The 16,123-nt window shown below is 39.5% G+C and carries 12 protein-coding genes and 1 pseudogene; all 13 read right to left on the bottom strand.

From position 1 onward, the window contains the following. Positions 1 to 286: 286 nt before the first annotated feature. Positions 287 to 2,311: pseudogene (rnr, locus tag J6O61_RS08220) on the bottom strand (ribonuclease R); the annotation flags it as partial. A gap of 153 nt (positions 2,312 to 2,464) precedes the next feature. Next, on the bottom strand, positions 2,465 to 2,707 hold the full coding sequence (gene secG, locus J6O61_RS08215; protein ID WP_292211805.1) for a preprotein translocase subunit SecG: 243 nt from the start codon (positions 2,705 to 2,707) through the stop codon (positions 2,465 to 2,467). 111 nt (positions 2,708 to 2,818) lie between these two features. Further along, positions 2,819 to 4,366 (bottom strand): 2,3-bisphosphoglycerate-independent phosphoglycerate mutase, encoded by a 1,548-nt coding sequence (gene gpmI / locus J6O61_RS08210; RefSeq protein WP_292211803.1) that lies wholly within the window; start codon positions 4,364 to 4,366, stop codon positions 2,819 to 2,821. Between the two features lie 107 nt (positions 4,367 to 4,473). Beyond that, positions 4,474 to 5,355 (bottom strand): hypothetical protein, encoded by an 882-nt coding sequence (locus tag J6O61_RS08205; protein ID WP_292211800.1) that lies wholly within the window; start codon positions 5,353 to 5,355, stop codon positions 4,474 to 4,476. Between the two features lie 23 nt (positions 5,356 to 5,378). Beyond that, positions 5,379 to 6,803, bottom strand: coding sequence for a sensor histidine kinase (locus tag J6O61_RS08200; RefSeq protein WP_292211797.1), 1,425 nt, complete (start codon positions 6,801 to 6,803; stop codon positions 5,379 to 5,381). Positions 6,804 to 6,876: 73 nt separating this feature from the next. Continuing rightward, the gene (locus tag J6O61_RS08195) at positions 6,877 to 7,554 is read right to left on the bottom strand and encodes a response regulator transcription factor (protein ID WP_292211795.1); all 678 of its coding nucleotides are present in this window, start codon (positions 7,552 to 7,554) and stop codon (positions 6,877 to 6,879) included. Positions 7,555 to 7,572: 18 nt separating this feature from the next. Continuing rightward, positions 7,573 to 8,172 carry a hypothetical protein gene (locus J6O61_RS08190; protein ID WP_292211793.1) on the bottom strand — a complete coding sequence of 200 codons (600 nt, stop codon included), beginning with the start codon at positions 8,170 to 8,172 and terminating at the stop codon, positions 7,573 to 7,575. Next, on the bottom strand, positions 8,162 to 10,339 hold the full coding sequence (gene glgX / locus J6O61_RS08185) for a glycogen debranching protein GlgX (protein WP_330613749.1): 2,178 nt from the start codon (positions 10,337 to 10,339) through the stop codon (positions 8,162 to 8,164). Before glgX ends, J6O61_RS08190 begins: the two co-directional genes overlap by 11 nt. A 103-nt stretch (positions 10,340 to 10,442) precedes the next feature. Next, a complete protein-coding gene (locus J6O61_RS08180; protein WP_292211791.1) occupies positions 10,443 to 11,855 on the bottom strand; it encodes an oxaloacetate decarboxylase subunit alpha in 1,413 nt (470 codons plus the stop codon). A gap of 68 nt (positions 11,856 to 11,923) precedes the next feature. Further along, positions 11,924 to 13,066: a sodium ion-translocating decarboxylase subunit beta gene (locus tag J6O61_RS08175; RefSeq protein WP_292211789.1), complete on the bottom strand. Its 1,143-nt coding sequence runs from the start codon at positions 13,064 to 13,066 to the stop codon at positions 11,924 to 11,926. A gap of 53 nt (positions 13,067 to 13,119) precedes the next feature. Further along, on the bottom strand, positions 13,120 to 13,482 hold the full coding sequence (locus tag J6O61_RS08170) for a biotin/lipoyl-containing protein (protein ID WP_292211786.1): 363 nt from the start codon (positions 13,480 to 13,482) through the stop codon (positions 13,120 to 13,122). Positions 13,483 to 13,494: 12 nt separating this feature from the next. After that, positions 13,495 to 14,367 carry an OadG family transporter subunit gene (locus J6O61_RS08165; protein WP_292211783.1) on the bottom strand — a complete coding sequence of 291 codons (873 nt, stop codon included), beginning with the start codon at positions 14,365 to 14,367 and terminating at the stop codon, positions 13,495 to 13,497. Positions 14,368 to 14,384: 17 nt separating this feature from the next. After that, positions 14,385 to 15,815, bottom strand: coding sequence for an acyl-CoA carboxylase subunit beta (locus tag J6O61_RS08160; RefSeq protein WP_292211780.1), 1,431 nt, complete (start codon positions 15,813 to 15,815; stop codon positions 14,385 to 14,387). Between the last annotated feature and the right edge of the window lie 308 nt (positions 15,816 to 16,123).

The raw sequence follows: 16,123 nt of genomic DNA, 5'->3' as shown, positions 1-16,123 counted from the left end.
CACCCTTATTTAATGAGTTCTTTTTCTTAGCGGAAGTTTTATCTTTACCTGATTTATGTTTTTTCCTGAACTGACCCGTCACGGAATCGGGCTCATATTCACTAAGGTCAATCATTTCCCCGTTATATTCAACGAGTCTTCCGCCCGGCATCCGATCTTCAAAAGCTTCTGTATACTCCTGTTCCTCTTTTGCTTTCTCTGAAAGCTTTCTGACCTTGTTTGCTCTGTCATTTGCTATTTTTCTTGCCTTTGGAACCTCTTCGTATCCATCATAGTCAAACTCGTCTTCTTCATCTTCAGATAAAACAAGCTTAAAATCTATAGCCTTAGTGAGTCTGTCGGCACCTGTTACTTTGATAAGCACTTTCTGACCAAGAGTATACTCTTTATGAGTCCTCTCTCCTACAAGTCGCATGTTTCCTTCATCATAAATATAGAAATCATCGCTCATGGAAGCTGCCCTTACCATTCCCTCACAGGAATTGTCAAGCTCTACAAATAATCCCCATGCCGTCACACCGGAAATAATCCCCTCAAAACGTTCACCGATATGATTTTCCATATACTGGGCTTTTTTAAGCTTATCTGTTTCTCTTTCAGCTTCCTCTGCTCTTCTTTCGGTCTCGGATGAATGCTTTGCTACTTCATCAAGAATTTCTTCATAGTGAGAAGCTTTTGCCGCAGTCATTCTGCCTCTTATGTGATCTTTGATTATCCTGTGGATCTGCAAATCCGGATATCTTCTGATAGGAGAGGTAAAATGGCAATAGTAATCAAATGCAAGTCCAAAATGCCCCGTACACTCGGTGCTGTACTTTGCCTGCATCATGCTACGCAAAGTCATTCTGCTGATGACCGCCTCTTCTTTTGTTCCCTCGATGCCTTTAAGAAGCTTTTGCAGTTCTTTAGGTCTTATTCCTTCATCACGTCTGGTTCTTATGTGGTATCCCAGATTATTTACAAATGCAGCCAGAGAACTTATCTTTTCCGGATCAGGCTGCTCATGGATTCGATAAACAAAAGGACTTTGTAAAAAGAAAAAATGTTCGGCAACTGTCTGATTGGCAGCCAGCATAAAATCCTCTATCAGCTTTGTAGCTGTATTTCTTTCATGCGGAACTATATCTACAGGATTGCCTTCTTCATCAAGTATTATCTTTGTTTCAGCAAAATCAAAATCTATTGCTCCTCTGACTTCTCTCTTCTTTCTAAGAATTCCTGAAAGCTCAGCCATATCCTCAAACATTGGAACAAGTTCTCTGTACCTGTCTATTTCCTTCTCGTCTTTGTCTTCAAGTATCTTGGCAACGCTTGTATAAGACATGCGCTCGTTTACATTTATAACAGACTCTACAATATCGTGATCCACCACATTGCCACCCTTATCTATAGTCATAAGACAGCTTAGTGCAAGTCTGTCTTCTCCGTGATTCAAAGAGCAGATTCCGTTTGAAAGTCTATGCGGAAGCATTGGTATTACTCTGTCAACAAGATAAACACTTGTCCCACGTTTTAAAGCTTCTCTGTCAAGAGCAGAACTCTCCTGAACATAGTTGGTAACATCTGCTATATGTACGCCTAAATGATACAACCCCTTATCGTCAATAAAAAGACTTACCGCATCATCAAGGTCCTTGGCATCCTCACCATCAATAGTGACCATCAAGGTATCCCTTAAATCTTCTCTTCCGTACATATCAGCCTCGCTGATATGGTCAGGACACCTGTTAGCCTGATTTATGACTTTTTCAGGAAATTCCGACGGTATATCATAATTTTTTACTATTGAAAGGATATCCACTCCGGGATCGTTGATATTTCCTATTACTTCTTTTACCTTGCCTTCAGGTTTCTTGTGAAGAGCCTGATTGCCATAATCGGTTATGGTAACTACTACTTTGTCTCCGGTCACAGCACTGCCATGATGCTCAATTGGTATAAAAATATCCTGTAATACCTTTGAATTATCCGGAATAACAAAACCAAAGTTTTTTTCACCCTGATATGTACCTACAAGTTCTTCCATACCACGAATGAGTATATTCCTTATGCGGCCTTCCTTCCTTTTTCCTGTGGTTTCCGGCAATATCTCCACCTCCACAGTATCAGCATGAAAAGCCCCGTGGACATACTCTTCGGGAATGAATATGTCTTCATCCATTCCTTCAACTTCAACAAATCCAAAGCCCCTGGGATTGGCCACAAACTGACCCACTATATAATTTTTGTTTTTCTTTTTTGAAGCGCCAAATATGCTTTCTTCAACTCTTTTTATCTTTTTTTGCCTGCTCATAAAATAAAAGCCTCTCTGCTAAGTGCTCTGCTCTGGGATTCTAACTAGACTCGAATTAGCCTCGTCAAGTGTTCACCCATGGCTCGCACTAAGCTCGATATTACCTCGCTAAGTGCTCTGCTCAAAAAAAGGCACTCTATTTCTAGAGTGCCTTAGATAGAAACATAATAATCAGAACAAATTCATGTTGAGAATAATGCTAAATACGACAAATAAAAGTGATAAAACAACTGTAACTTTCTTAAGAATGCCTTCTCTTGAACGTCCCTTGTTCTTACTCCAATATGTATTCTCTACTGTTCCCTGAATTGCTCCAAGCCCCTGATTCTTACCTTCCTGTGCAAGTACAAGAACTACCAATGCGGCACATACAATAATAAATATTACACCAAAAACATAATCTAAAGCACTCACGAAAAACTTTCCTCCCAGTACCTCTATAAAAATAGTAATCGCTTATAATGCTAAAGTCACAAGCACGTATAACTTTATCATATTTATGCAATATCGTCAAACAATACAGTCTTATTTCTTGATAAGAAGAGACTTTCCGGTCATTTCCTCAGGCTGCTGTTCTCCCATGCACTCGATAAGTGTAGGAATAATATCTGCAAGGCAACCGTTTTCTCTGAGTGTGTATGCCTCATCATAGTTCACAAGGATAAACGGAACAGGATTTGTTGTATGAGCTGTCCAAGGCTCTCCTGTCTCATAATCAATCATCATATCCGCATTACCGTGGTCAGCGCAGATGAACATTGTTCCATTTGTTGCCTTTACAGCATCAACAATCTTACCAACACATTCATCAACTGTCTCAATAGCCTGTACAGCTGCAGGAATAACACCTGTATGTCCAACCATATCAGGATTTGCAAAGTTTGCAATTATAACGTCATATTTCTGAGAATTAATAGCATCAAGAATTTTATCGCAAACTTCCGGAGCACTCATCTGAGGTTTAAGGTCATATGTAGGAACATCTTTAGGGCTGTTAACAAGTACTCTGTCCTCACCCTCGTTTGGCTGCTCTACGCCGCCGTTAAAGAAGAATGTAACATGAGCATACTTCTCAGTTTCAGCGATACGAGCCTGCTTCATTCCCTTTGCAGCAAGCCACTCACCAAATGTGTTGTTTAAGAGCACCTTCTTAAATGCAACTTCTTTGTTGGGAATAAGAGGATCATAGTCTGTAAAGCAAACATAGGTAACATCAAGACGTTTTCCTCTGTTAAACTTATCAAAGTCATCATCACAGAAACAATGTGTAATTTCTCTTGCTCTGTCAGGACGGAAGTTATAGAAAATAATAGAATCTCCATCCTTTACAGTTGCAACAGGAGCACCGTTTTTCATAATAACTGTAGGGATAACAAACTCATCAGTCTTGCCGTCCTTATAAGACTGCTCCATGCACTCATGAGCGCTGTTTGCTTTATTGCCCTCACCCTTTGTAATAGCATTATAAGCAACTTCTACACGATCATAGTTATTATCTCTGTCCATTGCATAATAACGACCTGAAATAGAAGCAATCTGACCTACACCAAGTTCTTTCATCTTGTTTTCAAGCTGAGCAACGAAATCAATTCCGCTTTCAGGCGGAGTATCTCTTCCATCAAGGAAGCAGTGAACATACACCTTATCAAGTCCGTTTTTCTTGGCAAGCTCTAAAAGTCCGTAAATATGTGTAATATGGCTGTGTACGCCGCCATCAGAAACAAGTCCGTACATATGAAGTGCAGAATTCTTCTCTTTGCAGTTATTAATCGCTGCCATAAGACCCTCGTTGGTGAAGAAATCGCCATCTTCTATTGACTTTGTAATTCTGGTAAGTTCCTGATAAACAATACGACCGGCACCCATATTCATATGTCCAACCTCTGAGTTACCCATCTGTCCGTCAGGAAGACCTACAGCAAGGCCTGAAGCATATCCCTTTACAAAAGGATAATCTTTCATAAGACCATCCATTACAGGAGTCTTAGCCATTGCAATAGCATTTCCCTCCGGATTATCATTAAGTCCGTATCCATCAAGGATCAAAAGAACTGTTGGTTTAGAACCTCTCATTTATATATCCTCCATTCCACGTATAACACGTTAAATACAATAAAAAAGCTTTATAATTCCTTGGATAGTATATATCAACAACAAGTAATCTGACAAGCAATTCCTGCTTACTTAAGTATTACTTCCTGCTCATTGCCATCCATGCTTACTATCATTCCAATAGACGAAACCTGTGAAGCATCCTCTTCACTAATCTGAGTTAAAACAACCAGACTTTCATGGGCTTTAGACTCGATTTCACCAATAAATGATGACAGGTCATTGGGTAAGAAAGTTACGGAAGAATATCCAATATTCTCTCCATTAAGTAAAATCTGAAATAGCAGATTTTGATTTATCATATTAATCTTTTGAGTAGAGCCTGATGCGTTATACAGATCAAATCTGAGAACAAGAAGTTTTTTTCCTTTATCGGCATTTACGACATAGCTTTTTGAACTTTCGGGATAAGTGCTGGAAATAGAATAGCCCTGATATGAAAGGAAAATATCACTTTCTATCTCCTGAGTCTCTTCAGAGGATAAAACAATTGCATTGGTGTTATTGCTTTCAGTACTTTCAGCTCCCCCGGCATCTTCTAATGTCGAAGCTTCACTGCTTGCGGTCGTTCCATCATCCGACATAAAAGCAGAAGGATTTTCAGGAATCTCCGGCTGCTCATGTGAAGCGCTTTGTTCATAAGAAGCTTCAGAACTAACCTCAACCTTTGCCGGCACAGACTGCTTTTTAGTTGTATCAGTACTTTCCTGTTTTTCCTCCTGTGCTGCCTTTCTGGCCTCTTTATCCCGTTCTTTCTGAACTTCTTTAGCATTAACATAGACCAGCTTTTCTTTGTCGTTATTTGAATACTTCATCAAAAGACCCACAGCAAACTCAACAGTCTGTTTGTACTCATCTTCCGTAAGATCAGGAAATGTCTCTCCACATCCTGAGAGAAGTAAAGCAGCAATCATAACAACCGAAAGTAATACATTTCTTTTACCCTTCATAATAGCACCCTCATAAACCGTTTTTATTCAGTATCCAGTTCAAAGTAAAACTCTACGCCATTGTCATAGTTAATAACACCGTATGCCTGATTCATGCCCTCCATAATGGCTTTTACAATAGAAAGACCTACACCGCTTCCCCCATACTCTCTGGTCCTTGCCTTATCTACTTTGTAAAATTTCTCCCATATATGTCCTATGCTTTCTTTGGGTATAGGCTTTCCGGTATTAAATACTGAAACTCTGGCATGATTATCAAGCTTAACTATCTTAATCTCGATGATTTTCTCTCCATCGATATGATTAAGGGCATTACTGTAATAGTTCTGAAGCACTTCCTCAATCTTAAATTCATCGCCCCATACAAACAAAGGATCCTCTGCATCAAACTTTACGGTAACTTCCTTCTGGTTTGCCAAAAGTTCGGCAGATTTAAGATAGTTTCTTACCAGCTCAACTATATCGAATCTATCCATATTGGCTTTTTCATTGCCAAATTCCAGTTGATTAAGTGTAAGAAGTTTTTTTACCATTATATTCATCTTGGATGCTTCATCCATGATTACTTCACAATAAAAACTCCTGCTTTCGGGGTCATCATTTATGCCCTCTTTAAGTCCCTCTGCATATCCCTGAATAAGCGCAATAGGCGTTTTAAGTTCATGCGATACATTGGAAAGGAACTCTTTACGCATCTCATCAACTTCTTCCTTTTGAGCAATATCCTGCTTCAAAGCAATATTGGCATTCTTAAGCTCTTTGATTGTCTGTTCAAGAGTCTCAGAAAGTTCATTCATATTTTGACCGAGAATATCAATTTCGTTGTTATAGTTCTCGGTATTCTCATACTTTGCCTCAAAGTTGAGATTTTTCATCTTATCGGAAATAAGATAAAGGCGTTTGATAGGATCTGTAACCTTTTTGGAAATATAAAGGATTACGATTGAACCAACTACAATAGCAATTACTCCTACATAAGCCATAAAAGTATTGGAAATTGATACGCTATCCTTGATACTTTCCATTGTTGAGCGAACCAGAATAAGATTTCCCGCTCCTACTACGCCCCACATTTCCAGATATTTTCGTCCTGTTGCACGATCTTTCTCAATCTGCAGCGTATATCCTTCTCCTATATCGATTATCTCTTTATCTTCTAACACATTATCCGAATCAAGTATGTTATCCCATAGAATCTTGGTTAACTGCTCTGCATTATTGGCAGAGGATTTAATCGTAAGCGAATCAGCATCAAGAACAATCATCTCAATATTGTATCTCTCACAAATATGAGTGATCTCCACATCAAACTCTTCAGATGTGATATCTCCGTCACTAATAGCCTGTGCAATGCTCCTGTAAGCCTGAATGATTGCTTCTCTTTTATTCTGAACATAAAACTGCTCCATAAAAAAAAGATTGATCACAAGGCAAAATCCAAAAGCCATTATGAGTGTAAATATAAATGCGGAACTGATTTCGAATCTAATGGAATGCGTCTTCGCCCGGCTTATAGACTCATCAGTTTTCCTCAAATTTATACCCCATTCCCCATATAGTCTTTATCATATCGCCTTTAGATCCGAGCTTCCCACGAAGTTTTTTTACATGGGTGTCAATTGTACGGGCATCTCCAAAATAATCATAATTCCAAACATTATTAAGAATCTTTTCTCTCGAAAGAGCTACTCCCTTGTTTTCGAAAAAGAATGACAACAGTTCAAATTCCTTATAGCTGAGCTCAATTTCTTTGCCATCCACAAATACACTATGTGCCACCTTATTAACTGTAATTCCTCCAAGCTCCATAACCTGATTATTAGCAGCCTGATTAGTACGTCTAAGGATTGCAGAGACTCTTGCAGCAAGGATTTTGGGGCTGAAAGGTTTTGATATATATTCATCAACTCCAAGTTCAAATCCTAAAAGTTCATCCCTTTCCTCAGATTTAGCTGTAAGCATTATGATCGGAACCTTGGAATTGGTTCTGATTTCTCTGCAAACCTCCCATCCATCGCGCTTAGGCATCATTACATCAAGAATAATAAGTGCAATATCCTTATCCTCATAGAACATGTCCAAAGCCTGTTGTCCGTCTCCTGCCTCTAAAACTATATATCCGTCTTTTATTAAAAAGTCTTTGACAAGCTTACGCATTCTACTCTCATCATCAACTACAAGTATTTTAAGATCGTCCATCTAACTAGTCCTCCTAAATCAGTCGCTTCCATCACCCTCATCATACCCTTTAGTATCAGTAATGCCAAGCCTTTTTTCTGCTTCTCGTACCGCTTTCTCACGTTCCTTTAGTTCTTCGTCCCATGCAGAATAACGGTTTGTGATATTTCTTTTGTAATTAATAATATTATCACTTTCACTGGTAGAAGCTATTACAAACATTAAGATTACCACAATTATAAGGATTACGTTAAGTGTAATTGAAAAAATACTTCGAAATTCCTTTTTGGGCTTATCTTCACTCTTATTTTGTTTTGAAGATGGCTTATTAAGCGATGAGGGCTTGTTCATAGGAATTTCAAGCGGAATGGGGATTAAATTCTGCTCTCCAACTCCACTTGAAAGAAGCTTTTCCCTAAGATCTGTTAAATATCTCCAGCCCAAAGGGGTTTTAAAAATCTTACTTTCAATAGCCTTTTGATATACCGCAAGCATATAATCCGGCTTGCTTGTATTAACTTTAGTCTCTAAAACTTTTATTTTAGATAAATCCATGGCGGCCTTTTCAGCATCTTCTTCTGTCAGAAATTCAAAGCCGCCAACTATATAATTATGCTTATTTCCTTCATTAGCTGCCATACTCCGCTCCAAAAGAAACAATAAATACACTTACACTTCTGGCTTTTAAAGTCTTATTTCTCCAGGTAAGAGGTTTCGGTCTGTTATAAAAATGCTTGCCACTTTCATCTCCTGTATCTACACAAAGTGACCAATACGCTCCTTCCGGAGGATTTGGAAGCATTATCTGAATATCTTCCCAATAGGCATTTATCGCCACATAAACGATATCATCGTGATTTTTTTTACTTGAAAAACCGGCGTATCTTATACAGATAACCTTGGAATCCTTTGTAATATTGCCATTGTCAGGGTTCTCGGTATGAACACTTATATAGGGATAGCCTGAATGGGAAGGTGATAGATCCTTTCTGATAGCAGGATGCTTTCTCCTAAACTGGATCATATTTCTGTAAAAATCAAAGTATTCCTTATTTTTCTTTAACAGATCCCAGTTGAGCCATGATATTTCATTGTCCTGACAATATGCATTATTATTGCCAAACTGTGTATTACCAAACTCGTCTCCTGCATAGATCATAGGTGTACCACGACTGCACATAAGAACCGTTATGGCATTTCGCATCATCCTGAATCTAAGGTCCATTATCCCCTGGTCGTCTGTCTCACCTTCTGCACCACAGTTCCAGCTTCTGTTATCATTGGCACCGTCAGTGTTATTCCACCCATTATCTTCGTTATGTTTACCGTTATATGAATACAGGTCATAAAGAGTAAACCCGTCGTGACAGGTTATAAAGTTGACAGAAGAATCATATCCCAAATATGATCCGCCGTACATATCCATTGATCCCGTAATTCTCTTTATTGCATCGGGAGCAGCCCATATATCCCCCTTGAGGAATGACCTTATATCATCCCTATATCTTCCGTTCCATTCAGCCCATCTCTTCCATGCAGGGAAATTACCAACCTGATACATTCCTCCGGCATCCCAGGCCTCAGCTATCAGCTTAACATTGCCCAAAATCGGGTCATATGCGAGTCTTTGGATCAAAGGTGGTCTCTCCATAGGAGAACCATCCTGATCTCTCCCAAGGATACTTGCAAGATCAAATCTAAAGCCGTCAACCCTGTATTCTATGGCCCAGTAACGAAGGCATTCAACAATAAGCTCCTGAACCATAGGATGGTTACAGTTCATGGTATTGCCACAGCCGCTAAAATTGTAGTACTGTCCATAGGGTGTTAAAAGATAATAGATATTATTGTCAAAACCTTTAAAAGAGATAAATGGACCATTTTCATTGCCCTCTGCAGTATGATTAAATACAACATCAAGGATAACTTCTATTCCGTTATCCTTAAGCTCTTTAATCATATGTTTAAGCTCAACGCCTTCTTTGTTATATTCTCTTTCCGAAGCATAACTGGTATTTGGGGCAAAAAAGCTTATGGTATTATATCCCCAATAATCAAGAAGAGTCTTTCCGTTTACTACACGTTTATCTCTGGTTTCATCAAACTCAAATATAGGCATAAGCTCAACAGCTGTAATACCAAGTTTTCTAAGGTACTCAGCTTTTTCCTTAATGCCCTCAAATGTTCCTCTGCACTTTACTCCTGAAGAAGGATCCATCGTAAACCCGCGAACATGCATCTCATAGATAACCGTGTCGCTCATAGGAGTACATAAACTGTTTGTATCGTTCCACTCAAAATTATCTCTTACAATCCTTGCTCTGTATGAACCGTCCTTATTGGGACTCTGTCCCCATATTCTTTGCCCGGTAACAGCCTTGGCATATGGATCCAGAAGAATATGGTTTTTATTAAACAAAAGACCTTTCTCTGGATTCCACGGTCCATCTACGCTATAACAATACTCCAGATTCTCTATGTCCAACCCAAAAACTATCATTGAATAAACATTTCCAATACGATAGCTCTTTGGAAACGGAAGTTGTGCAAAAGGAGATGATTCACCTCTTTTGTATAAAAGCAAAGTAATTGAAGTTGCGCCTTTGGAGTATACGGTAAAGTTCACACCATCAGCCAGCATTGTCGCGCCGTTCATGTTATAAAAACCGGGTCTTATTCTGAATCCATTGCACTCGTCTAAAGCCAGCATCTGTCTTCCCAGATCTGACTTCCTAAGTTCTCTTACCTGACGCTCTCCTATTTCAACTACTTTTCTTATTTGTCTGTGACGTCTGTACTCATTCATAGTTATATTTTAACATAAGCAGAATAAAATGAATCATGCAAAAGAATTAAAAAAGATGAAATTTTGTATTTTTCATAACAAAATTTCATCTTTTTTAATTTATTTATACCGGATAAGCTCCATTCTTGGTATCAGCAGCCGTAACATCAACTTTTTCCTGCTGAGCAAGACGATATTTGAAGAAATCTGTAGCAACCTGCGGGAACAATGCATAAGAAAGAGTATCCTCATCCTGCTGTTTCCACTGTGCAACCTCTTTTTCGAACTTCTGAAGTCCCGGTTCAAGCTTATCTGCAGGTCTGCATGTAATAACTTCTCTGTCACCAATGATCTTCTTCTGTACTTCAGGATTAAACGGCTTAATTGTCTTACCATATTCACCTGCAAGAAGATCCTTGGTCTGGTCTGTAGCAACCTTATATCTTTCGCCCATAAGAACATTCATTACAGCCTGAGTTCCAACGATCTGTGATGATGGAGTAACAAGAGGCGGCTCACCAAAATCTTTACGAACACGTGGGATTTCCTCAAGCACTGTGTCATATTTGTCGCTGGCATTCTGTTCTTTAAGCTGTGAAACCATGTTTGAAAGCATTCCACCTGGAACCTGATACATAAGTGTCTTGATGTTAACACCAAGAACCTTAGGATCCATAAGTCCACTTGCAAGGCATTCTTCTCTGTAAGGTCTGAAGTGATCTGCAATCTTGGCAAGAAGCTTCTGATCAAGACCGGTCTCAAAAGGCTGTCCCTTGAATGCTTCTACCATAACTTCTGTAGCAGGCTGTGATGTTCCAAGAGCAAATGGAGAAATAGCACAGTCAATAATGTCAACACCTGCTTCAGCAGCCTTCATGTATGTCATGCTGGCAACACCTGAAGTATAGTGTGTATGGAGGTCTATAGGAAGGCTTGTAGCACTCTTAAGTGCCTTAACGAGCTTCTCAGCCTCATAAGGAAGAAGAAGTCCGGCCATATCCTTAATGCAGATTGAATCTGCTCCCATTGACTCAATATCTTTGGCAATGCTCATCCAATACTCTTCTGTATAGGCATCACCAAGTGTATAAGCAAGGGCAATCTGAGCATGTCCGCCCTCTTTCTTACAAGCCTTAACTGAAGCCTCAAGGTTTCTAAGGTCATTAAGACAGTCAAAGATTCTGATGATATCAATACCGTTCGCTATAGACTTCTGAACGAAATACTCTACAACATCATCCGGATAATGCTTATATCCAAGAATGTTCTGTCCTCTAAGGAGCATCTGAAGCTTTGTATTCTTAAAGCCATTACGAAGCTTACGAAGTCTCTCCCATGGATCCTCTTTAAGGAATCTCATGCAGGCGTCAAATGTAGCACCGCCCCAGCACTCAACTGCGTTATATCCAACCTTATCCATTGTATCAATGATAGGCAACATAACCTCTGTAGGCATTCTTGTTGCAATAAGTGACTGATGAGCATCACGCAGAACAGTCTCATTGATACGAACTGGTTTTTTCTCTAATTCTGCCATATCTATATACATCCTTTCTAATTGTCATAAAAATCGTGATATGTGCATGACTTTCGTCTTTATATCACTTATACTCCGAAGACTGCCATAAATGTTCCTGCAACTACGGCTGTACCGATAACACCGGCTACATTAGGTCCCATAGCATGCATAAGAAGGAAGTTGGAAGGATCATATTCTGCACCAACCTTCTGTGATACACGTGCAGCCATAGGAACCGCAGAAACTCCGGCTGATCCTATGAGAGGATTAATCTTGCCCTTTGTAACAAAGCAAAGAAGTTTTCCTAAAAGACATCCGGCTGCTGTACCAAAAGCAAATGCTATAAGTCCAAGTACTACTATGATAAGAGTTGTTGTGTTAAGGAAAGCCTCAGCACTTGTTGTAGCACCTACTGATGTACCAAGAAGGATAACTACGATATACATAAGTGCATTAGAAGCTGTTTCCTGAAGCTGACGAACAACTCCTGACTCTCTAAAGAGGTTACCCAGCATAAGCATACCGATAAGAGGCGCTGTAGTTGGAAGAATCATGCTTACTACGATAGTAACGATGATAGGGAAAAGGATCTTTTCAAGCTTTGATACTTCACGAAGCTGAGACATTCTGATCTTTCTCTCTTTGTCTGTAGTAAGGGCCTTCATAATAGGTGGCTGAATCATAGGTACCAAAGCCATGTATGAATAAGCAGCAACGGCAATAGGTCCTAAGATTGAAGTCTGATGAAGCTTACTTGCAAGGAAGATTGAAGTAGGGCCATCTGCACCACCGATAATAGATACTGCTGCAGCCTGCTGATCATTAAAGCCAAAGAAAATAGCCATGAAATAAGCAGAGAAAATACCAAACTGAGCACCTGCTCCCATAAGGAAGCTGATAGGGTTGGCAATAAGTGGTCCAAAGTCTGTCATCGCTCCAACACCAAGGAATATCAGTGAAGGAAGAATTGCATATTCATCCAGGATATAGAAATAATGTAAAAGTCCGCCGGCTGCACCATTTGCAGGCTCTGCCATAATATCCGGATAGATATTAACAAGAAGCATACCAAATGAAATCGGTACCAAAAGTAAAGGCTCAAATCCCTTAGCTATTGCAAGATACATAAACACCAACGCCACAACAACCATGATATAGTTGCCGGGAGTCATTGTGGTAAATGCAGTTTGCTGCCAGAGATTAGATAATGTATTAACGACGTAATCCATTTTTTATCCTCATTTCTGTTTTAATAAAACAACATATTATTCTCTGACAAAAATTAGTTAAGAGTTGCAAGAACTGTTCCGGCCTCAACTGAATCACCGGCTGCTACATCAATGCTTGCTACTGTTCCGTCTGAAGGAGCAACCATAGGAATCTCCATCTTCATTGACTCAATAGTAACAACTGTATCGCCTTTCTTTACAGCCTGTCCAACATTTGCATTGATCTTAAGAACTTTTCCTGCTGCACCGGCTTCAACCTTGATTGAACCTGCACCGGCACTTGCCTTCTTAACCGGAGCTGCAGGAGCCTTAACTGCAGGAGCTGCAGCTGCTACAGGAGCTGCTCCTGAACCTGCGCCTTCTTCTACTGTTACATCATATACGTTTCCGTTAACGGTTATTGTATAGTTCTTCATTGTGTATACTCCTTATCTTTTCCAATTTTTGTTTACTTTTCTGATTGATCTAACCTGGAAGCCATCTGTACTTGCACTTCCTTCATAAGCTGCAATAGCAGCTGCAATAACTGCCACAAGTTCAGCATCAGAAGCTAAATCTTCTTTTTCAGCTATCTGGCTGATTGTATTATCCATAGCTTCCTTTGCTGCTTCTTTATCATTAGTCTTCTTTTTCTTATTTCCACCAATAAACATAGGGAAAAGAGAAATAATAAGTGAAATGATAATAAGTACTGCGAAAGCCATTCCCATACCAAGAAGTGTATTAAGTCCGGCATTCTCAAGCTTCTCAGCGTTTGACTTATTAACTGTAACGCCCATATCAGTAGCCATAGTCTCATTGTTCATATAAACCTGGAACAATGCAGAATGTTTTGTACCCTGAAGCGTTGCATCAATTACAAGCTGCTCATCATCATTGATGTAATAATTCACATCAGAGATATAAAGATCATCAGCAAGTGTAGCATCACTTGTGTATCCGATATCATCAAGAGCCTTGTACCAGCTTGTATAGCCTGATTTTACCGCATTGTAAAAATCTTCATCAACACCATCAAGAACTCTGACCTCCATACCGTTTGAGGTTTCAGTTCTGAACTTCATGGCAAGTGCAACATAAAGATTTTCTTCAAAATTGTCAGGAGTAATGCCCTGTGCATACCAACTTTCAAAATTCTGATCTTCTAAATTATTCATATATGAGGCAATAGAAGACTCATTAAACATTTCAGCGGGATACTTGCTACTGTCTATTGTCTTTGTAGCAGTAGTCTCTCCGCAGGCAGTCAAACTAAGAAAGCAGCTAAGAACAACTCCCAAAACTAAAAATTTACTCTTCATTTTGAGTGCTCCCTTCATTAAACTGTGCCGTGTTTCTTAGCAGGACGCTCATCCCTTTTTGTAAAAAGCATCTCGAATGCGCCTATAACATACTTTCTTGTATCAGCAGGCTCAATGATTTCATCAACATATCCTCTTGCTGCAGCACTCTTAACATTGTTCTGAAGCTGTGCATAATCAAGAGCAGTCTTTGATACAGTCTCAGCATCCTTGCCATCACACATAATCCTGGCTGCAAGATTTGCATCCATTGTGCCTATCTGTGTATCAGGCCAGCTGATAGTAACATCAGCACCGATTGCCTTTGAATTCATAATAACGTAAGCACTTCCGAATGCCTTTCCTGTAACAAGATTAACCTTAGGTACTGTAGCGTTAGCAAGTGCATATACAAGCTTTCCGGCAGCCTTGGCAACATGTCTCTCATCACACTTTGATGAGCCAAAGCCTGTTGCGTTTGTAAGTGTAAGAACAGGAAGATCAAAAGCATCGCAGAAGTTAACAAACTCAGCCGCCTTCTCACATGCATGAGCTGTAAGCTTATCCGCAAACTTCTCTGCCTCTTTACCATTTTCATCAAAAATTGCTGTACGGTTACCAACAAGGCCTACGGTTGCACCATTAAGTCTGATGAATCCTGTAACCATCTCTTTTGCATAATCTCTCTTTGTCTCAAAGAAGAGTCCGTTATCTGAAATCTGCGCTGCAACAAGTACAGGATCTGCAGCTGCTCCGTCAAGATTCTCACATGCTCTGTTAAGATCATCTGAGCACTCCTGATAGGAATCGCCATCTTCATTGTTAGATGGAAGAATTGAAACAAGCTCTCTGATCTGAGCATAGATAGATGCTTCATCACAAACAACATCTACATTGCCAACTTCAGTAGCCTGCCATTTAGCAGCTGATGTATCGCATTTCTCTTTGTAATTTCCTGCAAGTACGTTAGGAGAATTAACAAAAAGCTTAGCCTTATCTGCTTCCATAAATGTGAAGTCAGTGATTGAAGGAATCAAAGCAAGTCCTCCGCCACATGTTCCAAAAATAGCTGTGATCTGTGGAACAACTCCGGAAGCCTCCACCTGCTTAAGATAAATTTCTCCAAATGCATTAAGTGCATCTGTTGCCTCCTGAAGACGAAGTCCGGCTGAATCAATAAGACCGATCACAGGTGAACCTGTCTTAATAGCCAGCTCATACAGGCGAACAATCTTTTTTGCATGCATCTCGCCAATTGATCCGCCAAGTACAGACGCATCCTGACTGTAAACGTATACAAGATTTCCGTCGATAACACCATATCCTGTAACCACTCCATCAGATGGTGTTTCTTCCTGTTTCAGATTGAAATCTGTGTTTCTGGCTGTCACAAGGCCGCCAATTTCAACGAAACTGTTTTCGTCGAGCAAAGCGTTTATTCTTTGACTCGCTTGTGAAGAACTACTCATTTGTTTAACCTCCAATAAATTTTATGTGAATGTGTGCAACTATGTTATTTGACTATTGTGCATTTTTTCACAATCTCAAATCGCATAAACCCGCAACTTAAGTCAGAATATAGTATATCATAAACTTTAGTAAAAAAAAGGGAAAATACATAAAAAATTCAGTATTTTAGTGAATTGTAATACTAACTTCCACCCCTCTTAAGGCAGCCATGGAAGTTACTAATTCCAAACATTGTGGTGGAATTTACTAATTCATAATGGTACCATCCAATAGTTCATCCACATATGCTACTCCGGCATAAAGGAGG

This window comes from Butyrivibrio sp. (assembly GCF_017635265.1).
GTDB lineage: Bacteria > Bacillota > Clostridia > Lachnospirales > Lachnospiraceae > Butyrivibrio.
The sequence above is the reverse complement of the archived record's forward strand: the minus strand, read 5'-3'. Positions and strand labels throughout refer to the sequence as shown.